The following is a 23,043-nucleotide window of genomic DNA, read 5'->3' on the forward strand; positions in this document are numbered from 1 at the left end:
GGCTCCCGGGCACGGGCCGGAGCAAGGGGCCTGTGCGGCATCGGTCTTGACACCGCGTCCGGAAAGCCCCAACCTCTGGAACCGGAAGCGCTTCCATCCTCCCCCCAACCCCCACCCGTGGAGGAAGCACCATGCCCCGTTCGCTCCGTACCCGCTCCCTGCTCCTGGCCCCGCTGCTGAGCACCGCCCTCCTCACGCTCAACCCCACGGCCGCCCACGCCGCCGACCCCACCACCATGACCAGCGGCTTCTACGTGGACCCCGACTCCTCCGCGCGGCGGTGGGTCGACGCCAACCCGGGCGACGGCCGCGCCCCCGCGATCCGCTCCTCGATCGCCGACGTGCCGACGGCGCGCTGGTTCGGCAACTGGAGCGGCACCATCGGGACGGCCACCGGCTCCTTCGTCGGTGCGGCGGCCGCCAACCGCAAGCTGCCCGTCCTGGTGGCGTACAACATCCCCAACCGTGACATCTGCGCGGGCCAGTCCGGCGGCGGCGCGGGCAGCGCCGCCGACTACCGGACCTGGATCGCCGCCTTCGCGAGCGGCATCGGCAACCGTCCGGCGGTGGTCGTCCTCGAACCCGACTCGCTCGGCGACGAGAGCTGCATGAGCCCGGCCCAGATCACCGAGCGCAACGCCCTGCTGAGCGACGCCATCGCGCAGTTCAACGCCAAGGCCCCGAACACCTGGGTCTACCTCGACGCGGGCAACCCCGGCTGGCTGAGCGCCGACACCATGGCCCGGCACCTGGCCGCGGCCGGGGTGAGCGGGGCGCACGGGTTCTCGCTGAACGTGTCGAACTACCTCACCACCTCCGAGAACACCGCCTACGGCAACGCCGTCAACGCGGCCCTGCGGTCCACGAAGGGCTTCACCAAGCCCTACGTCATCGACACCAGCCGCAACGGCAACGGCTCCAACGGGGCGTGGTGCAACCCGGCGGGGCGGCGGATCGGCCGGCCCTCGCAGCTCGGCGGCGGCGCCGAGATGCTGCTGTGGATCAAGGCACCCGGCGAGTCCGACGGCAACTGCGGCGTCGGCGCCGGATCCACCGCCGGACAGTTCCTGCCCGAGGTCGCCTACAAGATGATCTACGGCTACTGACGGGAGACGACGCCCGCGCGCGTCGCCGCCCGCCCGTTCTGAGCGCCCGGTGGGGCGGCCCTCGACTCCGGGGCCGCCCCACCGGGCGCGCGGCTACCGGGCGGGCGGCGACGGGGCGCGCGGGTCGTCCGGGCGGGTCCGGGCCGTGCGGACGCTGCGGGGGGAGGCGCCGAGTTCGCGTCGGCAGGCCTTGTTGAAGGCGTGCAGGTCGGGGATGCCGACGGAGGCGGCGATCGCGGGGATGGAGAGGGTGGTGGCGCGCAGGAAGTGGCGGGCGCGTTCCATCCGGCGGGCGCGGATGTAGCCGACGACGGTCTCGCCGGTGGCGGCGCGGAACAGCCGGGTGAGGTGGTTGTGCGAGACGCCGACGGCGCGCGCGATCTCGGGCACGGTGAGGGGTTCGGCGAGCCGGGCCTCGATCAGGGCGGTGGCGGAGGCGACCGAAGGGTGGACGGTCGGGGCGCCGGACTCGCCGGGAGGGGTGAGCAGGGCGATCCGCCACAGCGCGGACCAGATCTCGGCGGCGGCCCGGGCGGGCGTGCGCGGCCAGGCGGCGAGTGCCTGACGGAACCGGGCGGTGAGCGGGTCGAGTTCGGGTCCGGCGGGCTGGATGACGGGGATCCGGTGCGGGGTGCCGGCGGTGCCGAGGCGCAGGTGGACGTAGAAGTGCTCGGAGCGGCCCCGGTAGCGGTAACGGACGTCGGAGCCGGGCGGTACCAGGCTGACCCGGCCGGGACGGATGCTGTACGGGGTGCCGTCCACCGTCAGGTCGGCGTGGTAGTCGTACAGATGGAGTTGCCAGAGGTCCGGCAGCGAGAACACGTCCATGTGGCCGGCCGGTCCGTGCACGCCGATGCCGACGCCGGCGAGGGTCGGTGGCTCGTCGAGCCGGGCGAGGACTGTGCGCATGGCCACGAGTTGTACCACTCGCGGAGGATGGTGAAAACAGACCACCGGAGGGTGAACCCGGCCCACGCGGTGGTGCGCCGGCCGGACCTAGCGTGGCGGCCATGGAGAAAACGGAAGAACTGCTGTCGTCGGTGCGGATGGCGCGCTTCGTGGCACGGGGGTCGCTGCGGCTGGACGCCGTGGTCCCGGCGGAGATGAACGCCGAGGGCCTCGCGGTCCTGGCCGCGGGCCTGCCGGACGTGCCGTACGGAACGCCGGTGCCCGAGGCGTACGCGGAGGGCTCGTTCGTCCGTCGCCTGCTGGAACTGCCGCAGGTGGCGGGCGCGTTGCACAGCCTGGTCGGACCGGACCCGTGGGTCGACCACCACGCGGTGCACGTCCGCGAGCCGCACGGCGGCTCGGCGCAGCCGCTGCACGGGGACGCGATCATCGACGTCCGGCCGGACGCGTTCGACGTGCAGCTGATGTACTACCCGCAGGACGTGACGCTGGAGATGGGCGGAACGCTCAGTGTGCCGGGCAGCCACCTGCGGCGGACCAACGAGTCCGACACCGGCCGCTACCAGAACCTGCGCGGCCAGGACCGCCTGGTCTGCCCCGCGGGGACGGTGGTGTTTCTGCACCACGGCCTCTGGCACGGCGGCCGGCGCAACGACAGCGACACCGTCCGCTACATGTTCAAGATCCGCTTCAATCCGAGGGTCCGCCAGCAGCTGCTGTGGGACACCTCCGACCTCCACGACCCGCAGGTGGACACCGAGTTGGACGCGGTCTTCCCGTGGTACGAGTGGGCGACCGGCCGGCTGGAGCGGTACAACCGCATCCTGCTGTGGCGGGAGCTGACCGGCAACCCGGGCTACGACCTCGACCACTGGGTGACCAGGGTCTCCAACCGCCCGAAGGAGACGGTGGCATGACGACTTCGACGACCGCGACGACCGCGACGACCTCAACCGCACGGACCGCGCGGACCGGCGAGGCCGCCGTGCAGCGCCAGCAGGTGCTGGTGCTGTACCTGGCCGACTCCCGGCTGGACTCGGAGGTGGTCGGCTGGACGCGTTACGACGGCACCGGCCGCACCTCGCCCACCACCGGCGACAGCGACGAACCGCCCTACGGGAGCGGGGTGGAGGCACTGCTGGACGGCTGGCGGCTGTTCCAGGCCGCGCAGCTGATCCCGCCGTACCCGGGTCACGAGTACGACGTCTCCTTCCTCAAGCACGAGTACTTCTTCGAGCGGATCGTCCCGGTCCCCGAGCCGGACGCCCGGTAGCGGCACCGGCGGAGGCCCCGCGTCCCGTGCGGACGGGGGCCTCCGCCGGTTCGGCCGGCTACCCCTCGGCCGGCGGGAGCAGCTCGCCGGTCCGGGCCACCCGGGCGTACCAGTGGGCGCTGGTCTTGGGGGTGCGGGTCTGGGTGGGGTAGTCGACGTGGACGAGGCCGAAGCGCTTGGCGTAGCCGTACGCCCACTCGAAGTTGTCCAGCAGGGACCAGGCGAAGTAGCCGCGCACGTCCGCGCCGTCGGCGGTCGCGCGGTGGACGGCCGCCAGGTGGGCGTGGAGGTAGGCGGCGCGGTCCGGGTCGTGGACCGTGCCGTCCTCGCCGACCTCGTCCTCGTAGGCGGCGCCGTTCTCGGTGACCATCAGCGGCAGGTCGGGGTGACGGCGCGCGAGACCGGTCAGCAGCTCGTGCAGGCCGGAGGGGTCGACGGCCCAGTCCATCGCGGTCCGCTCGCCCGGTGCCGGGTGGAAGCCGACCCGGTCCGCGCCCGGCCAGGGCGAGGCGGTGCCACCGCCGTGGCCGTCCGCGCGGGCGGGGGCGGTGCCCTCGGCGGCCGCGGAGACGACCGTGGGCGTGTAGTAGTTGACGCCCAGCCAGTTCAGCGGCTGGTGGATCTCCTTCTCGTCGCCGGCCCGGACGAAGGACCAGTCGGTGAGGTGGGCGGTGTCGGCCAGCAGGTCCTCCGGGTAGGCGCCCTCCAGCATCGGGCCGAGGAAGACCCGGTTGCCGACGGCGTCGATCCGGCGCACGGCGTCCAGGTCGGCGGCGGACGGGGTGAGCGGGCGCAGCGCGTGCAGGTTGAGCGAGACGGACAGCTGCGCGTCGGCGGGCAGCACACCGCGCAGCGCCGTGACGGCCAGGCCGTGGCCGAGGTTGAGGTGGTGGGCGGCGCGCAGGGCGGCCACCGGGTCGGTGCGGCCGGGGGCGTGGACGCCGGAGCCGTAGCCGAGGAAGGCGCTGCACCAGGGTTCGTTGAGGGTGGTCCAGTGGCCGACGCGGTCGCCGAGCGCCTCGCCCACCAGCGCGGCGTACTCGGCGAACCGCTCGGCGGTGGCGCGCTCGGGCCAGCCGCCCGCCGACTCCAGCTCCTGCGGGAGGTCCCAGTGGTAGAGCGTGGCGACGGGGGTGATCCCGGCGGAGAGCAGCTCGTCGGCGAGGCGGCGGTAGAAGTCCAGACCCTGCTGGACGGCCGGGCCGTGGCCGGTGGGCTGGATGCGCGGCCAGGAGACGGAGAAGCGGTAGGCGGTCAGCCCGAGTCCGGCCATCAGCCGGACGTCCTCGCGGAAGCGGTGGTAGTGGTCGACCGCGATCTCGCCGCTGTGGCCCTGGAAGACCTTGCCGGGGGTGCGGCAGAAGGTGTCCCAGATCGAGGCGGTGCGGCCGTCCTCGGCGGTGGCGCCCTCCACCTGGTAGGCGGAGGTGGCCGCGCCCCAGAGGAATCCGGCCGGGAACCGGGGCGGGGCGGTGGTGGTCGGGTGGGGGCGGGAGAAGGGAACGGGCACGGGTCGCTCCAACGGTGAAGGGTTCGGCATTCGGGTGGGTGGAGACCACGCTGACGGTGAAGGTGTTGTCCAGGGCGTTGCGGAGGAAACCGCCGGTCTCGGGGCCGGCGCAGCCGGGTTCACCGGTGGCGGCTTCCGAAGGTGGGCGTGGGAGCGCTCCCACATCCTGTCCGAAGGTTCCTGCCTCAGCTGATCCGGTGTCAAGGGAAGAGGCCGAACTGCCCGGGAGTGACTGCCGATCGGCCGGTCGAAGCCCACCCGAACCCGGACGATCCATGGCGGTGCCCCGCCCCGGTGACCTACGATCCCCCTGCCAGGAGGGCGCGAGAGTGACGGCGGCGACGGAAGGAGGGTGGGCGGTGGGCGGACGGCAGACCGGAAGGCCGACCCTGGAGGAGGTCGCGGCCAGGGCCGGGGTCGGGCGCGGGACGGTGTCCCGGGTGATCAACGGCTCGTCGCGGGTGAGCGAGCAGGCGAAGGAGGCGGTCGGCCGGGCCGTCGCGGAGCTCGGCTACGTGCCCAACCGGGCGGCCCGGGCCCTGGCCGGCAGCCGGACCGACGCGGTCGCGCTGGTCGTGCCGGAGACCGAGGCGCGGCTGTTCGCGGAGCCGTACTTCCTGGACATCATCCGCGGTGTGAGCGCCGAACTCGCCGCGTCTGACAAGCAGTTGCTGCTCACGCTGATCCGCACCGAGCAGGAGCGGCAGCGCTTCGAGCAGTACCTCGCCGCCCAGCGGGTGGACGGCGTGCTGCTGGTGTCCGTCCACCGGGACGACCCGCTGCCGGACCAGGTGCGCGCGCTGGGCCTGCCGGTGGTGCTGAACGGGCGCCGCTCGCCGCACGAACCGGTGGCGTACGTGGACTCCGACAACGTGGGGGCGGGCCGGTCGGCCGTGGACCACCTGGCCGGGCGCGGGCGGCGTCGCATCGCCACCATCACCGGTCCGCTCGACATGGACGCGGCCGAGGGCCGGTTGGCCGGCTACCGTGAGGGACTGGCGGCGGCGGGGCTCCCGGAGGACGAACAGCTCGTCGCCACCGGGGACTTCACGGAGGACGGCGGCCGTCGGGCGATGCGCGAACTGCTGGAGCGCCGCCCCGATCTGGACGCGGTGTTCGCCGCCTCCGACCTGATGGCGGTCGGCGCCCTCGCCGTCCTGCGCGCCCGGGGCCTGGACGTGCCGGGCGACGTCGCGCTGGTGGGCGTCGACGACTCGCCGGTGGCCCGCCACCTCGACCCGCCGCTGACCACCGTCCGCCAGCCGATCGAGCGGATGGGCCGCACGATGGCCGGGCTCCTGCTGCGGCAGATCACGGGCGAGGACGCGGAGCCGTCCCGCCTGGTGCTGCCGACCGAGCTGGTGGTGCGGCAGTCCTCCTGACCCGTCGGCCGTCCGGAGCCGTGCGCGGCTCCGGACGGCCGGGGGCTCAGCGCCGCGTCACAGCGCCGGGTAGGCGTTCTTCAGCAGCTCCTGGAACTGGGCGGAGAACCACTCGCCGGACAGCGGCGCGTCCGGCAGCGCACCGGACATGTGGTTGTTGTTCCTCGGGTTGCCGGTGTACGCCGGGTCGCACATCCCGTCGAAGCCCTTGCCGTCGTTGTTCGGGATCAGCTTGCTGGCCCCGTCCGACTCGCCCGGAGGCTTCATCCAGACGTACGCGTCGATCCCCGGTGCCGGGGCGGCCTGCGGCCGTTCGCCGAGGCCCGCGCCCGCCTGGTTGCACCAGTTGCCGGTGTTCAGCCGCCGGTCGTAGCGCCCGCCGTCGACGTACGCGTCGACGGTGGTCTTCGGCCCGGGCCCGGCCGGACGGGCGGCGCCGCCCCAGCCGTTGCGCGAGGTGTCGATCAGCATGCCGAGCTTGGAGTCGAAGCCCAGCGAGACCAGCTTGGTCCGCAGCCCCTGCGCGTAGGAGAGCTCGTCGACGTACCGGTTCCAGTCGACCCACTTGGACTGGCGGACGGAGGTGCCGTTGACGCTGTCGTCGACGGTGAAGTTGTTCTCCTTGAGCGCGCTGTAGTTCGCGGTGTTGACGATGAAGCCGTGGACGTTGGCGACGGTGGAGCCCTCGGCGGTCGCCGCCTGCTTGAACAGCTCGGCCGACGCGCCGAGGTTGTCGTCCCAGCCGAGCCAGCCGTGGTGCCCGGCGTCGGCGTAGTTGTACACGTTGGGGATGGCGCCCAGCTTCTTGAGCGCGTAGCCGATGCCCGTGATGTAGTTGCCGTTGGCCTTCATCACGTCGCAGGCGGGAGTGGCGGTGGCGCGCGGCGTGGTGTTGGTGACGAGGTTCGGCAGCGAGTCGAGCTCGACGGTGGTGACGATCCGCAGGCCCGCGTACTTGGGGTCGGCGAGGATGGCCGCGATCGGGTCGATGAACTCCTTCTTGTACCGGTCGATCTCGGTCGGGCCGAGCTCGCCGTTGGAGGAGAGGGCGGCGCAGTCCCGGCCGGGCAGGTCGTAGACCACCAGCTGGACGACGAGCTCGCCGCCGCCCTTCTGGCGCAGCGCCTCGTCGAGGTGGGCGCGCAGCCCCATCCTGCCGTTGGCGCCGGCGATCGCGGCGATCCGGTCCAGCCAGATGCCGGTGGGCTGGTCGGCGACCTTGGCGCCGCCGGGTTCGGCGGCGGCGTGCGCGGACCACTCGGGGTTCACGTAGACCTTCGCGCCGGCGTACGGGTTGTCGACGCGGGTGCCGGGCTGGGTGGTCGGCGTACCGGTCGGGGTGCTGGTGGGCGTGCTGGTCGGCGTGCCGGTGGGCGTGCCGGTCGGGGTGGGGGTGGGCGTCGTGGTGGAGCCGTTGCAGGCCACGCCGTTGAGCTTGAAGGCGGCGGGCACGGGGTTGGCGCCGCTGTAGGAGCCGTTGAAGCCGAAGGAGGTGGAACCGCCGGTCGCCAGGCTGCCGTTGTACGAGACGTTCCGGGCGGTGACGGCGGCCCCGGACTGGCTGAAGGTCGCGTTCCAGCCCTGGGTGACCTGCTGGTTGCCGGCGAAGGTCCACTCCAGGGTCCAGGAGCTCAGCGGGTCACCGGTGTTGGTGACGACGACGTTGGCGCCGAAGCCGGTGTCCCACTGGTTGGACACCTGGTAGTCGACCCGGCAGCCGGCCGAGGCGGCGCCCGCCGAGGTGGACAGCACGGTGGCGGTGGCGCCGGTCGCGGTCAGCAGGCCGAGGGCGGCGAGCAGGGCGGTCCGGCTGCTGCGCAACCGGTTGACGGTGGGGTGGGTGGTGCGGCTCATGGTGGGGTCCCTTTCAGTGTCCGTCGAGGGCGCGAAGATGGTCGCGCAGTCCGAGGCCGAAGGCGGTGGGGGTGCCGTCGTAGCCGCTGATCAGGGCGGGACCGGAGGAGCAGTCCCAGGTGTTCCAGGTCCAGCCCAGGTAGGAGAGGCCGCGGTCGTCGGACCACTTCATGACGCGGTCGACGAACGCGTGCCCGCAGGTGTTCTCGCCGATCTCGCCCGCCACGAGCGGGACGCGGGCGGCGACCGGGGCCAGGGTGGAGGTCCAGCAGGCCTCACCGGCACAGGAGTTGAAGTTGTAGACGTGCCAGGCGGCGGCCGTGGCGCCGGTCGGGTCGGAGGGGGCGTGGGCGAGCCAGCCGCTCAGGTCGTTCGCGTAGGCGATCCCGGCGACGAGCACGACGTTGCGCGAGCCGGTGGCGCGGACGGCGTCCACCAGGTCCTGCATGCCGGCCACCTCGTAGCCGATGCCCGGGCAGTTGCCGCCGTCGCGCCAGCAGGCCCAGGCCTGGTCGGTGGTGGCGGTGGCCCGGTCCGGGTAGGGCTCGTTGAACAGGTCGAAGACCACCCGGCGGTCGTCCTTGAAGGTGTTCGCCACCGAGGTCCAGAACGCCGGCGCGTAGCGGGCGTCCGGCATCGGCTTCTGGCAGGAGGCGTGCACGTCCGGGCAGCCCGCCGAGTTGCCGGTGTACTGGCCGTACGTCCAGTGGAGTTCGACCACGGGGGTCATGCCGTGCGCGAGGACGCGGGCCACCAGTGCCTTGACGGCGTCGGTGTAGGCGGTGCCCCGGTACTCGGGCCGGATGTTGTCCAGGCCGAGCCAGCACTCCTCGTTGAGCGGGATGCGGACGGTGTTGGCCCGCCAGTCCGCGATGGCCTGGACGGCCGCGTCGTCCACCGGTCCGTCGAAGATGCCGTGGCCCTGGACGCACATGAACTCGCCGCCGGAGCGGTTGACGCCGAGCAGCCGGCGGGTGGTGCCGCTCTGGTCGGTCAGCCGGTTGCCGCTGACGCCGAGCTCGGGCGCGCCGGCGGGCGCGGTGGGGGTGGAGGTCGGGGTTCCGGTCGGGGTCGGTGTCGAGGTCGGGGTCGGGGTGCCGGTCGGGCTGGGGGACGATCCCGAACCGGCGGAGCAGGCAAGGCCGTTGAGCGTGAACGTGGTCGGCGCGGGGTTGCCGCCGGACCAGGAGCCGGTGAAGCCGATGGTGACGCTCGCGCCGGTTCCGAGTGAGCCGTTCCAACTCTCGTTGACGGCCGTGACTTTGCTACCGGACTGGGACCATTCGGCGCTCCAGCCCTGGGTGAGGTGCTGGCCGCCGGCGAAGTCGAAACCGAGGCTCCAACCGCTGGTCGGTGCACCGTTGTTGGTGATGGCGACGGATGCCTGGAAGCCGCCGTCCCACTGGTTGACCGTGGAGTAGGCCACGGAGCAACCGGGCGGATCGGCGGTGACCGGGCCCGAACCCGCCGCGGCGGACACGGCACTCACCAGGGTGAGGACCGCGCCGCCCAGCAGCGCTGTGAGGGGTGGGGGGTGCCGCATGAGCGACTCCTTGCAGCGAGGACACGCCGCTACCGGCGCGCCGACTGATGGAACCGCTCCCACTGGTGGCCACCGACCGTAGCGCCAACTGCCGCCGAGGAAAAGGGGAGTTGCCGGGATTCGTGCGAAGAGGCGCTCGGCGTGTCACGCCTCTTGACCGGCTCGCGGCGATCCCTCACAGTGGGAGCGCTCCCACTGGTCATGCACTTGTTGTGGAACGTCCTGGCCGCCCGGCACCCGTCCGCGGGCGGCCGCTCCTCGCCGCGTCCTGCCACGCGCGACAGGACCGGGGCGCCCGTTCGGTCGAGCGGGCGCCCCGTCGTGTCCGCGGAGCGGGACGGTGTGAGCGTGCGTTCGGGCGGAAGCGGTCCGGGTGAGCCTCCACCCGGACCGCTTCGACAGAACCCGATCGCCCCTTCGACAGAACCCGACCGCCCCTTCAGCGGCCCGGGGAGAAGCCTCCCCAGACCGACGCGGAGCCGCCCGCGGACTGGGCGTCCACGCGGTAGCCGTCGTTCGCCGAACCGCGCACGCCGGTGGCGTGGTTGTACTGGCCGGCGAATTCGTGCTGCCCGGGCGGAACGGTACGGCCCGGCTTGAGCACCCAGCGGTAGACCAGCGCACCGCCGGTCTCCTGGACGGTGACGGTGAAGTCGTCGGCCGGCAGGGTCCGCCAGTTGCCGGTGTCGCGCACGTCGCCGGTCTGCGCGACGCGCAGTTCGACGGTGAGCGAGGTGAGTGGCTGGACGGTCCTGAGCGTGAGGTTGCTCTGCGCCCAGTAGACGGTGCTGTGCGGGTCGATCGACCCCTCCGACCACAGCGGACCGTTCTGGGCCCGGCCGCTCGCCGACGGGGTCGGTCGGGGGCCGGTCGGGGTTCCGGCCGGCGGCGCGGTGGTCGCGGGCGCCGGTGCCGGGGCGGCGGGCGGGGGAGCGGACCGGGTCGGCGTCGGCGTGGCCGTCGGCGACGGGTCGGCCGGTGCGGTGGTGGCGGTGCCCGACGGCTGCGGGGTCCAGGAGCCGATGCCGGCCACGGCGAGTCCGCCGGTGGCCAGGGCGCCGGCGGCGGCGAGGCCCGCGAGCGCGACCCTGGGCCACGACCGCAGGCCTGACCGGGCGCGGTGGCGGACGGCGGGACCGGCCGTGCCGCGCTGCACGCGGGCCAGCATCCGGGCGCGGTCGGGCTGGTGCTCCTCGGCGGCCTCGCGCAGCTGCCGGGCGATGTGCTCGTTCACCGGTTCCTCCTCCCTGTCGTCAGTTCGCCGACCGCTCCCGCGCCGAGCGCTCTCTCCAGCTCGGCCATCCCCTTCGAGGTCTGGCTCTTCACCGTACCGACCGATATGCCGAGCGCCGCGGCGGTGTCCTTCTCCGAGAGGTCGAAGGCGTGCCGCAGCACCACGCACGCCCGCTTGCGGAACGGTAGCCGGGCGAGCGCCGCACGGACGTCCAGCACGGCCGCGACGTCAGGTCCGTCGGTCCGGTCGGGGCTGCGGGTCCAGAACAGCAGGATCCGGCGCCGTTCGCGGACCGCGCTGCGGATCCGCTCCCGGGCCATGTTGGCGACCACCCCGCGGGCGTAGGCGATCGGGTGGTCGGCCGCGCGGACCCGGTCCCAGCGTTGCCAGAGCGCGACCAGGGCGTCCGCGGCGAGGTCGTCGGCCGCGTCCGCCCCGCCGGTCAGGAGGTGGGCGAGACGGGCGAGTTCGGCGTGGTGACGCTCGAAGAAGTCATGGAATTCCGCGGACGTGTCATCGAGGAGCATTTCCCCCGGTCGCCCTCTCCCTGCATTGTGAACGTTAACAATCGGCGTGAGCCTAGCAGTGCCCGCCTCCGGGGCTGGGCGGGGCCCGGCCTGGAGGGGCACGGCCGACGGCCGACGGGCGGGCGGCGCGGTCAATGCCGGGTGAACTGGACGGGGGTCGGCTGGACGACGTCCGGCTTCACCGCGATCCCGTCGACGGTCAGCTGCTCCCCGTAGACGTCGGTGACCCTGAGGGTTCCGCCGCACCCGCCGCCGTCGGGGGAGAGGAAGTAGTTGTAGTCGGTGCGCGACAACCGCCGCCAGCCGCCGCCGGTCCGGACCTCCAGCGCGGCCACCGGGTTCCGGTGGCCGATCACCTGGATCCCGCACCACCACTGGGTGGACCCGGTCTTGTACCGGACCGACATGGTGTCCGGCGCCGCGCCGGGGCTCAGCAGCGTCCAGGTGATCGGGAGCCGGCCCACCGAGAGCTCGGCGAGCTTGCCGAAGGCCTCGTGGCTCAGGTCGAGCTGCCCGGGCGCGCAGGGCAGCGGGCACTCGTTGACGATCCGCACCGTGATGCTCGCCCCGCCGGCGGCGCGGACCAGCACGTACGCCCCGCAGGCAGCGGACGTCTCGTAGTCGGTGTGGTTCATCGCCGCGACCATGAGGTCGCCGGACGGGCCGAACGAGCAGGCGCCGTTGCCGTCGGCCGCGTCGTAGGAGGTGGCGACGCCGGGGTAGCTCGTTCCGGGCCTGATCCGCCCGGCCGGGGAGGCGGTGGACGGCACCGCGCGGGCGCTGCCGGTGGCGGCCGAGGGCGAGGGGGCGGCGGCCGACGACGGCGGCGCCGAGGGCACGGCTGGGGCCGGGGTGTCGCCGGACCCGGGTGGCGTGCTCGCCTCGGTGGCCGCGACGGCGGCGGCGGCCGGTCGCGCGGCGTCGGTGCCGGGACCGCCCCCGTTCCCCGGGAGGAGCGCGAGAGCCAGGCACACCAGCACCCCGACGGCCACCAGTGCCACCGGAATCCCCACGACCAGTCCCTGCCTCCGCCGCGCCCGCGGGTCGGCGTGCTTCGTTGCCCTCATGCCCATCCAGTTCGGTAGATCGAGTCGGCGTTGCACCACTCAGTGGCCGCCGGAGCGGGAAAGGTTGCCGGTCCGGCGCGGGTTTTTCGGGCCTGCCCGCGGGCGGGGGCGGGACAGCTCCGTCACCGGCCCGCGGGCAGGGGCGTGACGCTCGCCGCCGGCCCGCGGGCGGGCGCGTGACGGTTCCGCCGCCCGCCCGCCCACGGGCCGGCCACCCGGGTCAGGACTGGTCGCCGTACACCACGCCGCGGCCGTAGCCGCCGAGGTAGACCCGGCCGTAGACGTCGGGGTCGCCGGTGATGACGTCGATGTTGCTGCCGCCGAACCGGTGCTGGTCGTCGTTGATCCGGGTCCAGGTCGCGCCGCCGTCGGTGGACCGGAACAGGGCGATGACGCCCTTCACCTTCCCGCTGAGGTAGATCGCCTGGTAGCCGGCGCCCGGCGCCGCCTTGCCGAAGCCGACGGCACCGGCCTGCTCCACGCCGTCGATCCTGCGGAAGCTCGCCCCGCCGTCGGTGGAGTGCCGCAGCCCGTTGCCCCCGCCCGCGATCCACAGGTCGCCGGCGACGCCCGGGACGGCCTTGAGCCGCCCGTCGCCCAGACCCGTGCCGCGGGCGGTGAAGTGCCTCCCGCCGTCGGTGGAGGCGTACAGGGTGCCGCCGCTGAGGGCGTAGAAGGTGCCCGCCGTCGATCGGTCGGCCACCACGGCCGCGTCCTTGGGCAGGCCGGAGACCGCCGTCCAGGACCCGCCGCGGTTGGTCGAGAGGAACGGCACCTGGCCCGCCGGGGTCCAGACCACGGTGGCGCCGTCCGCCGAGACGGCTGCCGATCCGCCGCCCGCGTCCCCCACCGGCGCCGCCGCGAACGGCGCCCAGTCCGCTCCGCCGTCGGTCGAGTACGCGCCGTGCTGCGCCCCGCCGAGGCCGACCCGCACCATGAACTCCGGCTTGCCCTGGGCGAAGTCGAGGCCGGTGGTGTTGGTGAACAGCGGCCCGCTCAGCGCCTTGGGGGCGACCTTCGTCAGGTCCTCGTGCCGGAACCCGCCGACGTCGCCGAGCGCGCTGATCAGCGGCAGGCCGGGGGGCTTGACCAGGCCGAGCGTCGCCGTCTCCTCCAGGCCCTTGGCGGGAATGGTCCAGTGCGTCGGGCGCCCGCTGTCCGCCGCCGTCACGTCGGTGCTGCCCCACATGCCGGACCCGGTGCCGTACAGCACGTGCCCGGAGTCGAAGGGGTCGATGGCCAGCGTGCCCATCCAGTGCCCGATGCCGGTCCCCACGTACGGCGCCGCGGAGGCGTCCCGCTCCGAGGTGGCGCCGAGCGCCTTCCAGGTGGCACCGCCGTCGGTCGACCGGTAGAGCTCGTCGGAGGGCCACCAGCGGTCCAGCGTGGTGACCATCACCGTCGACGGTTGCCGCGGGTCCACCGCCAGCCCGGCGAAGCCGAAGCTTCCGCTGGACGGCGAGATGTTCTTCCAGGCTCCGGTGGACGGCGTGTACTTCCACACCGAGCCGGCCTTCACCCCGTTCGGTCCGGGCGCGTCGGTGTACGTCAGGTAGAACGAGCCGTCGCCGGACAGCACGCCGTGCTGCGGCAGTTGGCCCGTCGGCTGGCCGGGGACGGCCTGCCAGGTGGTGCCGCCGTCGGTGGAGCGGTACAGCGAGGTCGACTTGTCGGCCACCCCGACGTAGATCGTCCTGCTGCCGGAGGGGCCGAAGGTCACGAACGACAGGCCGACCCCGCTGCTCGCGCCGTCCTTGACGGGGAAGCCGCCGACCTGACTCCACGTCGCGCCGTAGTCGGTGCTGCGCCACAGGCCGTTCTTACGGGTGCCCAGGTAGAGCGTGCGGTTGTCGGAGGGGTCGACCACCAGGCGCTCGCCCATGGACCGGCCGTCCTCGTTGCCGCCGAGCTTGAAGGGCAGGTCGGTGCGCTGGAACGTCCGGCCCTGGTCGGTGGAGCGGAGGATGGCGCCGTTGCCGGCCCAGTCGTTGGTGTAGGTGCCGCTGGCGAGGTAGAGCCGGTTCGGGTCGACCGGGTCGGTCGCCAGGCTCTCGATCCCGAGCAGGTTCCAGTCGGCGCCGCCGATCCAGTCGGTCAGCGGGGTCCACTGCCCGGCCGTCGCGTCCCAGCGGTACGCGCCGCCGATGTCGGTCCGGGCGTACAGCAGGTCCTTGCGGGCGGGGTTGAAGACAATCCCGGTGACGAAGCCGCCACCGACGATCTGCGCGTTGTGCCAGGTGTACCCGCCCGCGCCGGACGCCTTCACCAGCCGCCACTGCTGGTTGCTGCTGCCCCGGTCGGCGTACTGGATGAGCGGGACGCCCTCCTCCTTGCCGCCGCCCCAGACGTCCAGCACCATGCCGCTGGCACGGGAGACGAACTTCACCGCGCCGTCGCCGACGTCCTGCATCCGCCACTGCTGGGCGGCGGAGGCGTGGTCGGTCTGCTGCTCGACGGCGGCGGCGGACCGTGAGGCGTCACCGCGGACGCCGAGGACCTTGTGGGTGCCGCGGTTCTCCAGCTCGTAGTAGCCGTCGCCCGCCAGCCGCAGGCGCCACTGCTGGCTCGCGGCCCCGGCCGCGCGGTTCATCTGCCGGGCCCAGGCGCCGTCGGCCGCGTCCGCGCCGGGCACGTCCAGGGCCTTGTCGCTGCGGACGGACACCAGCGTGTAGTACGCGTCGGGTTCCACCGACGCCGCGTTGGAGTCGGACTGCACGAACAGCAGGTACGGGCCCAGCACGCCGGGCACGCCCAGGGCCAGGCCCAGCGTGGTCCAGCGCCGGCGGTGGCGCCCACGGGGCCGCCGCACGCCACCGGCCGCCCGGGCGCGCCGGCCGCGACCGCCCGCGGTGGGTTCCGTCTCGTTCATGGGGGCTACTCCTTGCTTCGGCCCCGCCGCCGCGCACCTGCCCGGAGCGGACGGGTGGCGCGGCGGCGGTCGGCGGTCGGATCGGACGGTCCGTCGGGTGTTCCGCCCTTGGTGTCGCCCCTCAGTTGCCGCCGTCGCGGCGGAGGTTGCCGCCGTTCGGAAATTCTTCGACCGGACCGGGGCCGCGGGCGCGGGTGGACCCGCGGGACGGCTCGCGCGACCGGTGACGGCTTTCCGGAGCGGAAGGTTCCAGGCCGTTCGAGGCAACAGGATGTTAACGAGATCGACCCAATGTGCGCCCGGAATGCGTCTTTACTCTTCCCATGTCCGTGCTTTACTCGTTCTTGACGCGTCATCAGGTTGCCGGAGCGGCACCGACGACGACGCGGCCCAGCGGCGTGCCGCGGGCGTCGTGCCGACGCCCCTTCCGAGGCACCGCCCCGTTCCGTGCACCGCCCCGTCCATCGCTCCCCGGCCGAAACCGCCGGGGTCACGAAGGAGGCAGACCCCATGGATCCGCTCATCGACCGGGCCCGCGCCTTTCCGCAGCGCGCCGGCGACACCGGCCGGGAACTCACCGGCCTCGCCGCCGGCCAGGCACCCCAGGCCCTGTTCATCACCTGCTCGGACTCGCGCGTGGTGCCCGCGCTGATCACCAACGCCGACCCCGGCGACCTCTTCGAGCTCCGCACCGCGGGCAACATCGTCCCCGCCTACCGGTCCGACCGGGCCTCGGGCGAGACCGCCACCATCGAGTACGCCGTCGAGGTGCTCGGCGTCCGCGACGTCGTGGTGTGCGGCCACTCGCACTGCGGTGCCGTCGGCGCGGTGGTCCGCGGCGAGGACCTCAGCGTCGTCCCCGCCGTCCGTGCCTGGTTGCGCCAGGCCGACCCGGCCGAACTCGGCGCGGACGGGGCGGACGTGTTCGACCCGACGGTCGCCGGGCCGGTGCAGCGCCACGTCCTGGCCCAGCTGGACCGGCTGCGCGGCTACCCGGCCGTGGCCCGGCGGCTGGCGGAGGGCACGATCCGGCTGCACGGCTGGTTCTACGAGATCCACACCGGGCTGGTGCTCGCCCACCGCCCCGACGCCGGCCTCTTCCTGCCGCTGTGACACCGGCACGAACCGGGGTACCGCCGCCGGTGGACCCGGCCACCCCTCCCCGCTCCGCGCACCGCGGCGCCACCACCACCCTCCGGACCGACACCGTCCGCACCGCTACTCTCCCGAGGACCCGATGACCCGTCGTCCCGCCCTTCGGCTGAGCACTCTGCGCTCTGACCTCCCCGCTTCCGTCGTCGTCTTCCTGGTCGCGCTCCCGCTCTGCGTGGGCGTCGCCGTCGCCTCCGGCGTGCCGGCCGAACTCGGCCTGATCACCGGCATCGTGGGCGGCGTGGTGACCGGGCTGATGCCCGGCAGCAGCCTCCAGGTGTCCGGCCCCGCCGCCGGCCTGACCGTGCTGGTCCTCGCCGCCGTCCAGGAACACGGCCTCGCCACCCTCGGCGTCGTCACCGCCGCGGCCGGCCTGCTCCAACTCGCCATGGGCGCGGCCCGGCTCGGCCGGCTGTTCCGCGCGATATCCGTCTCCGTCGTCCAGGGGATGCTCGCCGGGATCGGCCTCGTCCTGATCGCCGGCCAGCTCTACGCCATGGCCGACGCCAAGGCACCGGCCGACGGCCCGGCCAAACTGGCCGGCCTCCCGGGCCTGGCCGCGGACGTCGCCGGGAGCCCGCACGCCCTCGCCGCCGTCGCGATCGGCGCCGGGACGGTGGCGGTCCTGCTGGTCTGGCCGCGGCTGCCCGCCCGGGTCCGGACGGTGCCCGCACCGCTCGCCGCCGTCGCCGCCGCGACGGCCGCCACCGCCCTGCTCGACCTGCCCGTCGACCGGGTCCGGGTGGCCGGCCTCGCCGGGGTGGTCCACCTGCCCGGCGCCTCCGACCTCGCGGCGCTCGGCAGCGCCGGCGTCCTCGGTACGGCGCTCGCGTTCGCGCTGATCGCCTCCGCCGAGAGCCTGTTCAGCGCCGCGGCCGTCGACCGCCTGCACGACGGCCCGCGGACCGACTACGACCGTGAACTGCTCGCCCAGGGCGTCGGCAACACCGTCTGCGGATTCCTCGGCGCGCTCCCGATGACCGCCGTGATCGTGCGCAGCGCCGCCAACGTGCAGGCCGGCGCCCGCACCAAGGCCTCCCGGGTGCTGCACGGACTGTGGCTGCTGCTCTTCGCCGCGCTGTTCCCGGCCGCGCTCTCCGCCATCCCGCTCGCCGCCCTGGCCGGCGTGCTGGTGCATGCCGGCGCCAAGCTGGTCCCGGTCCGCACGCTGCGCCCGCTCTGGCGGGCCGATCGCGGCGAGGCGGCGATCCTGACGGTCACCGCCCTGGCCATCGTGGTGACCAACCTGCTCGAAGGCGTGCTGCTCGGCCTGCTCCTCGCGGTGCTCAAGAGCGCCTGGGACACCTCGCACCTGCACATCGCGGTCACCGATCCGGGCGGCGGTGCCGTCCGGGTGACCCTGCACGGGAACGCCACCTTCCTCCGGCTGCCCCGGCTGCTGGAGACCCTGGAATCCCTGGAGGGGCTGCCCGCGGACCGCCCGGTCAGGCTCGACCTCTCCGGCGTGCGCCACCTCGACCACGCCTGCCGCAGCGCCCTGGAACTGTGGCAGGAGCGCCACGGCCGCAGCGGCTCCGCCGAGTTGGTCGGACTCCCGGCCGCGGCGGCCTGACCGGAGGCCCGGCTCCGGCGCGCGGGCGGGCCGTCCGGGGGCCGGACTTGACGATTCGGCGACGGACTGAGCGGAATGCCGGGCCCGCGGCTTGTGATCGCTCACATCGCGAGCTGACGGCCCCGCTACTGCGTAGGATGCCCGGCATGTCCACAGTTGCCGTGATTGCGGTTGTCGCGCTCGCCCTCCTGCACGTCTACATCCTGGTCCTGGAGATGTTCCTGTGGACCACTCCCAGGGCCCGGGCCGCCTTCGGAACGTCCCAGGAGTTCGCGCTGGAGACCAGGGCGATGGCCGCCAACCAGGGCCTGTACAACGGCTTCCTGGCAGCCGGGCTGCTCTGGGGCGCCTTCGCCGCCGATCCGGTCGGTTTCCGGGTGCGGGTCTTCTTCGCCTCCTGTGTGGCCGTCGCCGGGCTGTTCGGCGCGGTGACGGCCTCCCGGAAGATCCTCTTCGTGCAGACCGTCCCGGCAGTGGTCGTGCTGGTCCTGGTGCTCCTGGCCCACTGAATCGCGAACGACCGTCACCGAGGGGTGCCTCTCCCGAGAGGCACCCCTCCCGTCTTCTCACGACCGGGCCCTGGAACCGCTCCCGTACGGGAGAACGCCCTACGAGTCCTCCGTACGGAGAAGTCCGTACGGAGGACTCCGCGTGGCGCGGCGGGCGGAGGGACGACGAACGGGCGGGGACCGGAGCGGTGAGCACAGCTCACCGGTCCGGTCCCCGCCCGCGGTCCTGGGCAGGTCGGGTCGGGTCCGGTCAGGAACCGGCGCGGCGCTTGTTGTAGACGTCGAAGCCGACGGCCGCGAGCAGCACCAGGCCCTTGATGACCTGCTGGTAGTCGGTGCCGACGCCGACCAGGGACATGCCGTTGTTCAGCACGCCGAGCACCAGGCCGCCGATGATGGCGCCGAGGACGGTGCCCACACCGCCGCTGGCGGAGGCGCCGCCGATGAAGGCGGCTGCGATGGCCTCCAGTTCGAAGTTGATGCCGGCCTGCGGGGTGCCGGCGTTGAGGCGCGCGGCGAAGACCAGTCCGGCGAGCGCCGCGAGGACGCCCATGTTGGTGAAGGCGAGGAAGACGACCCGCTTGCTCTTCACCCCGGACAGCTTGGCCGCGGCCTCGTTGCCCCCGATGGCGTAGGTGTGCCGTCCGATGATCGAGTTGCGCATCAGGTAGCCGAAGCCGACCAGCAGGGCGCCGAGGATCAGCAGGACGATCGGCACGCCGTGGTAGCTGGCCAGCAGCATGGTGAACGCGACCACGGCCGCGGTGATCACGGCGAGCTTGGCCAGGAACAGCCCGAGCGGGAGCGGCTCCATCCCGTACGAGGCGGTCTGGCGCCGCCCGCGCAGCTCCTGGAGGATCGCGACGGCCAGCACCGCGAGACCCAGCAGCAGGGTGAGGTTGTGGTAGTCGGTGTGCGGTCCGACCTCGGGGAGGAAGCCGCTGCTGATGCTCTGGAAGCCCTTGGGGAACGGGGCGACCGACTGGCCCTGGAGCAGGATCTGGGTGCCGCCGCGGAACAGCAGCATGCCCGCCAGGGTGACGATGAAGGACGGGATCCCGAGGTAGGCGATCCAGAAGCCCTGCCAGGCGCCGGCGAGGGCGCCGATCACCAGCGCGGCCAGCACCGCCACCGGCCACGGCAGGTGCTGCTTGACCATCATCACCGCGGCGGCGGCCCCGACGAAGGCGGCCAGGGAGCCGACCGAGAGGTCGATGTGCCCGGCGATGATGACGATCATCATCCCGATCGCCAGGATGAGGATGTAGCCGTTCTGCTGGATCAGGTTGGTGATGTTGAGCGGCTGGAGGAGGATGCCGTCCGTCCAGATCTGGAACAGCAGGACGATCAGCGCGAGCGCGACCAGCATGCCGTACTGGCGCACGTTGCCGCGCAGCGCGCCGGCCAGGGCGGAGCCGATGGAGGGGCTCTGGCCGGTCTGCGGCGCCTTCGGGGACGAATCCGGGATGATCTCGGTCTGGGCCATGCCTCACACCTGCTCGTTGCTGGATGCGGCGCTCATGGTCATGAGCCGCATGAGGGATTCCTGGGTGGCGTCGGCACGGGCGACCTCGCCGGTGATCCGGCCTTCGGCCATGGTGTAGATCCGGTCGCACAGCCCCAGGAGTTCGGGGAGTTCGGACGAGATGACGAGGACCGCCTTGCCCTGCGCGGCCAGCTCGGCGATGACCGTGTAGATCTCCGCCTTGGCGCCGATGTCGATGCCGCGGGTGGGCTCGTCGAGGATCAGCACCTCAGGCTCGGCGAAGATCCACTTGCTGAGGACGACCTTCTGCTGGTTGCCGCCGCTGAGCGTGCCGGTCCGGGTGAACACCGTCGGGGCCTTGATGTTCATGGTCCGCCGGAACGATTCGGCGACCTTGGCCTCCTCGTGCCGGTCGACCCGGCCGTACCGGGCGACCTTGCCGAGCGCGCTCAGCGAGATGTTCCGGCTGATGTCGTCGATGAGGTTCAGCCCGAGGTGCTTGCGGTCCTCGGTGACGTAGGCGAGGCCGTGCCCGATCGCCTCGGGCACCGTCCGGGTGCGGATCTCGCGGCCGTGCAGCCGCACCCGGCCGGCCGCCCACCGCCCGTACGAGCGGCCGAAGACGCTCATCGCGAGTTCCGTGCGGCCGGCGCCCATCAGTCCGGCGATGCCGACGATCTCACCGCGCCGCACGTTCAGCGAGGCGCCGTCCACCACCATGCGCTGCTGGTCGAGCGGGTGCCGGACGCTCCAGTCCTCGACCTCGAAGGCGACCTCCCCGATCTCGGGGGTGCGCTCCGGGTAGCGGTGCTCCAGGTCGCGGCCGACCATGCCGCGGATGATCCGGTCCTCGGAGATGCCCTCGGGGCCGATCGCGATGGTCTCGATGGTCCGCCCGTCGCGCAGGATGGTGACGGAGTCGGCGACCCGGGCGATCTCGTTCAGCTTGTGCGAGATGATGATGCAGGAGATGCCCTGCGCCTTGAGCTCGAGGATCAGGTCGAGCAGCTTGCGGCTGTCCTCGTCGTTCAGCGAGGCCGTCGGCTCGTCCAGGATGAGCAGCTTGACCTTCTTGGCCAGCGCCTTGGCGATCTCGACCAGCTGCTGCTTGCCCACCCCGAGGTCGGCGATCCGGGTGTGCGGATTCTCGTCGAGGCCGACCTGGCGGAGCAGTTCGGCGGCGTGGGTGAGCGTGCGCTGCCAGCTGATGATGCCCCGGGCGGCGTGCTCGTTGCCGAGGAAGACGTTCTCGGCGATGGACAGGTACGGCACCAGCGCCAGTTCCTGGTGGATGATGACGATGCCGCGCTGCTCGCTGGCCCGGATGTCCCTGAACCGGCAGGGCTCGCCCTCGAAGAGGATCTCGCCCTCGTAGGCGCCGTGCGGGTAGACGCCGCTGAGCACCTTCATCAGGGTGGACTTGCCGGCACCGTTCTCGCCGCAGATGGCGTGCACCTCTCCGGCGGCGACGCTCAGGTTGACCTCGGAGAGTGCTTTGACGCCGGGGAACGACTTGCTGATCGACCGCATTTCGAGAACGGGTCCAGCCATGGGTGTGCGTCCGTATCGTTCGGGGCGGTGCGGGCCGGTCTCGGGGCGCCGCACCGCCGGTTCGGCAAGGGCCCGTCCGTCGGGCCCCGCGGGCTACTTGAGCTGGTCCGCGGTGTACTGGCCGCTGTCGACCAGGATCTTCTGGTAGTTGTCCTTGTCGACGCTGACCGGCTGGAGCAGCTGGGCCGGGACGGTCTTGACGCCGTTGTTGTACTGGCTGGTGTCGTTGACCTCGGGCTTGCCGCCGGTCAGCAGCGCGTCACCCATCTGGACGGCGGCCTTGGCCAGTTGGCGGGTGTCCTTGTAGACGGTCTGGGTCTGCTCGCCCGCGATGATCGACTTCACCGAGGCCAGCTCGCCGTCCTGGCCCGTGACGACGGGCAGCGACTTGGCGGTGCCGTAGCCGACGCCCTTGAGGGAGGAGAGGATGCCGATCGAGATGCCGTCGTACGGCGAGAGCACGGCGTCGACGTGGGCGGAGGTGTAGGCCTTGCTCAGCAGGTTGTCCATCCGGGACTGGGCGACACCGCCGTCCCAGCGCAGCGTGGCGACCTGGTTGAACTCGGTCTGGCCGCTCTGGACGACCAGCTTCTTCTCGTCGATGTACGGCTTGAGGACGCTCATGGCGCCGTTGAAGAAGAAGGTGGCGTTGTTGTCGTCCGGCGAGCCGGCGAACAGCTCGATGTTGAACGGCCCCTTGCCGTCCTTGAGCCCGAGCTTGTCGGCGATGTAGCTGCCCTGGAGGACGCCGACCTTGTAGTTGTCGAAGGTCGCGTAGTAGTCGACGTTCTGGGTGCCCTTGATCAGCCGGTCGTAGGAGATCACCGGGATGTGGGCGTCGGCGGCCTTCTGCAGCACGTTGGTGAGGGAGGCGCCGTCGATGGCGGCGATCACCAGGAGCTTGGCGCCCTTGGTGATCATGTTCTCCACCTGGGAGACCTGGTTCTCCACCACGTTGTCGCCGTACTGCAGGTCGGTCTTGTAGCCCTTGGCCTGGAACTCCTTGACCATGTTGGTGCCGTCGTTGATCCAGCGTTCGGACGACTTGGTGGGCATCGCGATGCCGACCAGACCGCCCTTGGCGTCCCCCTTGGCGGGGCCGTCGCCGGCGCCGTTGGCGCTCTGGCCGCAGGCCGCCAGTGAGAGCACCAGGCCCGCGGCGACCAGACCCGCCGAAATCTTCCGCACAGTTCCTCCAGTGGTGTTCCGCGACCGGCGCAGCGCGTCCCCTGACTGGGCGGGCTGGGAGCGGTCGAGCGGGGCCGGCCGGGAGTGGTCCCTCGGGGCTGTGGGGCATCGGGGTTACGGTCACCCTGGCCTGGCGTGACATGAGTGTTAACGCTCACAACGGCGACGTCAAGAGGCGTCGGATCACCATTGGGTCGCGGTGCGCCCACCGGCCCGATCCCGGTGTCCGATCACGCCGAGTGCCGAAGCGGTCACCGGCCACCGGCCACCGTCGCCCCGCGGGTGATCTCGGCATTCACCTCCGCGGTGC

At 72.7% G+C, this 23,043-nt stretch carries 18 protein-coding genes; 7 read left to right on the forward strand and 11 right to left on the reverse strand.

What is annotated here, in order from left to right; all coding sequences use genetic code 11:
• Positions 1-131: 131 nt before the first annotated feature.
• Positions 132-1,106: a glycoside hydrolase family 6 protein gene (locus tag ACZ7RU_RS09790; protein ID WP_470340348.1), complete on the forward strand. Its 975-nt coding sequence runs from the start codon at positions 132-134 to the stop codon at positions 1,104-1,106.
• A gap of 93 nt (positions 1,107-1,199) precedes the next feature.
• On the opposite strand, the gene ACZ7RU_RS09795 is transcribed toward ACZ7RU_RS09790, so the two are convergent.
• Complete coding sequence (locus ACZ7RU_RS09795; RefSeq protein WP_470340349.1) at positions 1,200-2,015, reverse strand: helix-turn-helix domain-containing protein; 816 nt, start codon at positions 2,013-2,015, stop codon at positions 1,200-1,202.
• Positions 2,016-2,116: 101 nt separating this feature from the next.
• Here ACZ7RU_RS09795 and ACZ7RU_RS09800 point away from each other — a divergent pair, with 101 nt between their 5' ends.
• The gene (locus ACZ7RU_RS09800; protein WP_470340350.1) at positions 2,117-2,932 is read left to right on the forward strand and encodes a phytanoyl-CoA dioxygenase family protein; all 816 of its coding nucleotides are present in this window, start codon (positions 2,117-2,119) and stop codon (positions 2,930-2,932) included.
• 68 nt (positions 2,933-3,000) lie between these two features.
• A complete protein-coding gene (locus ACZ7RU_RS09805; protein ID WP_470340588.1) occupies positions 3,001-3,288 on the forward strand; it encodes a hypothetical protein in 288 nt (95 codons plus the stop codon).
• Positions 3,289-3,346: 58 nt separating this feature from the next.
• On the opposite strand, the gene ACZ7RU_RS09810 is transcribed toward ACZ7RU_RS09805, so the two are convergent.
• The gene (locus ACZ7RU_RS09810; protein WP_470340351.1) at positions 3,347-4,828 is read right to left on the reverse strand and encodes a GH1 family beta-glucosidase; all 1,482 of its coding nucleotides are present in this window, start codon (positions 4,826-4,828) and stop codon (positions 3,347-3,349) included.
• A gap of 329 nt (positions 4,829-5,157) precedes the next feature.
• On the opposite strand from ACZ7RU_RS09810, the gene ACZ7RU_RS09815 reads away from it, so the two are divergent.
• Positions 5,158-6,180, forward strand: coding sequence for a LacI family DNA-binding transcriptional regulator (locus tag ACZ7RU_RS09815; RefSeq protein ID WP_470340352.1), 1,023 nt, complete (start codon positions 5,158-5,160; stop codon positions 6,178-6,180).
• A 57-nt stretch (positions 6,181-6,237) separates the two neighbouring features.
• Here the strand turns inward: ACZ7RU_RS09815 and ACZ7RU_RS09820 are convergent, their stop codons facing one another.
• From ACZ7RU_RS09820 to ACZ7RU_RS09845, 6 genes are all read right to left on the reverse strand, one after another.
• Complete coding sequence (locus tag ACZ7RU_RS09820) at positions 6,238-8,034, reverse strand: glycoside hydrolase family 6 protein (protein WP_470340353.1); 1,797 nt, start codon at positions 8,032-8,034, stop codon at positions 6,238-6,240.
• 13 nt (positions 8,035-8,047) lie between these two features.
• Positions 8,048-9,577, reverse strand: coding sequence for a cellulose binding domain-containing protein (locus ACZ7RU_RS09825; protein WP_470340354.1), 1,530 nt, complete (start codon positions 9,575-9,577; stop codon positions 8,048-8,050).
• Positions 9,578-10,016: 439 nt separating this feature from the next.
• Entirely contained in the window at positions 10,017-10,811 is a 795-nt protein-coding gene (locus ACZ7RU_RS09830) for a hypothetical protein (protein ID WP_470340355.1), read from the reverse strand.
• The gene (locus ACZ7RU_RS09835; protein ID WP_401118920.1) at positions 10,808-11,338 is read right to left on the reverse strand and encodes a SigE family RNA polymerase sigma factor; all 531 of its coding nucleotides are present in this window, start codon (positions 11,336-11,338) and stop codon (positions 10,808-10,810) included. Before ACZ7RU_RS09835 ends, ACZ7RU_RS09830 begins: the two co-directional genes overlap by 4 nt.
• A 131-nt stretch (positions 11,339-11,469) precedes the next feature.
• Complete coding sequence (locus tag ACZ7RU_RS09840; protein WP_470340356.1) at positions 11,470-12,405, reverse strand: expansin EXLX1 family cellulose-binding protein; 936 nt, start codon at positions 12,403-12,405, stop codon at positions 11,470-11,472.
• 220 nt (positions 12,406-12,625) lie between these two features.
• Positions 12,626-15,274: an RICIN domain-containing protein gene (locus ACZ7RU_RS09845; protein WP_470340357.1), complete on the reverse strand. Its 2,649-nt coding sequence runs from the start codon at positions 15,272-15,274 to the stop codon at positions 12,626-12,628.
• A gap of 510 nt (positions 15,275-15,784) precedes the next feature.
• Here ACZ7RU_RS09845 and ACZ7RU_RS09850 point away from each other — a divergent pair.
• The 3 genes from ACZ7RU_RS09850 (at position 15,785) to ACZ7RU_RS09860 (ending at position 18,508) form a co-directional block, all read left to right on the forward strand.
• Entirely contained in the window at positions 15,785-16,387 is a 603-nt protein-coding gene (locus ACZ7RU_RS09850; RefSeq protein ID WP_470340358.1) for a carbonic anhydrase, read from the forward strand.
• Between the two features lie 124 nt (positions 16,388-16,511).
• Positions 16,512-17,999: a SulP family inorganic anion transporter gene (locus ACZ7RU_RS09855; RefSeq protein WP_470340359.1), complete on the forward strand. Its 1,488-nt coding sequence runs from the start codon at positions 16,512-16,514 to the stop codon at positions 17,997-17,999.
• Positions 18,000-18,145: 146 nt separating this feature from the next.
• Positions 18,146-18,508 carry a DUF1304 domain-containing protein gene (locus tag ACZ7RU_RS09860; RefSeq protein WP_470340360.1) on the forward strand — a complete coding sequence of 121 codons (363 nt, stop codon included), beginning with the start codon at positions 18,146-18,148 and terminating at the stop codon, positions 18,506-18,508.
• 250 nt (positions 18,509-18,758) lie between these two features.
• Here the strand turns inward: ACZ7RU_RS09860 and mmsB are convergent, their stop codons facing one another.
• The 3 genes from mmsB to chvE all read right to left on the reverse strand — a co-directional run bounded on the left by mmsB (position 18,759) and on the right by chvE (position 22,733).
• Positions 18,759-19,994 carry a multiple monosaccharide ABC transporter permease gene (gene mmsB, locus ACZ7RU_RS09865; RefSeq protein ID WP_470340361.1) on the reverse strand — a complete coding sequence of 412 codons (1,236 nt, stop codon included), beginning with the start codon at positions 19,992-19,994 and terminating at the stop codon, positions 18,759-18,761.
• A gap of 3 nt (positions 19,995-19,997) precedes the next feature.
• Positions 19,998-21,545, reverse strand: a complete 1,548-nt coding sequence (gene mmsA, locus ACZ7RU_RS09870; protein ID WP_470340362.1) for a multiple monosaccharide ABC transporter ATP-binding protein — start codon at positions 21,543-21,545, stop codon at positions 19,998-20,000.
• Positions 21,546-21,638: 93 nt separating this feature from the next.
• On the reverse strand, positions 21,639-22,733 hold the full coding sequence (gene chvE / locus ACZ7RU_RS09875) for a multiple monosaccharide ABC transporter substrate-binding protein (protein ID WP_470340363.1): 1,095 nt from the start codon (positions 22,731-22,733) through the stop codon (positions 21,639-21,641).
• Between the last annotated feature and the right edge of the window lie 310 nt (positions 22,734-23,043).

It is taken from the genome of Kitasatospora sp. NPDC114501, assembly GCF_055633695.1.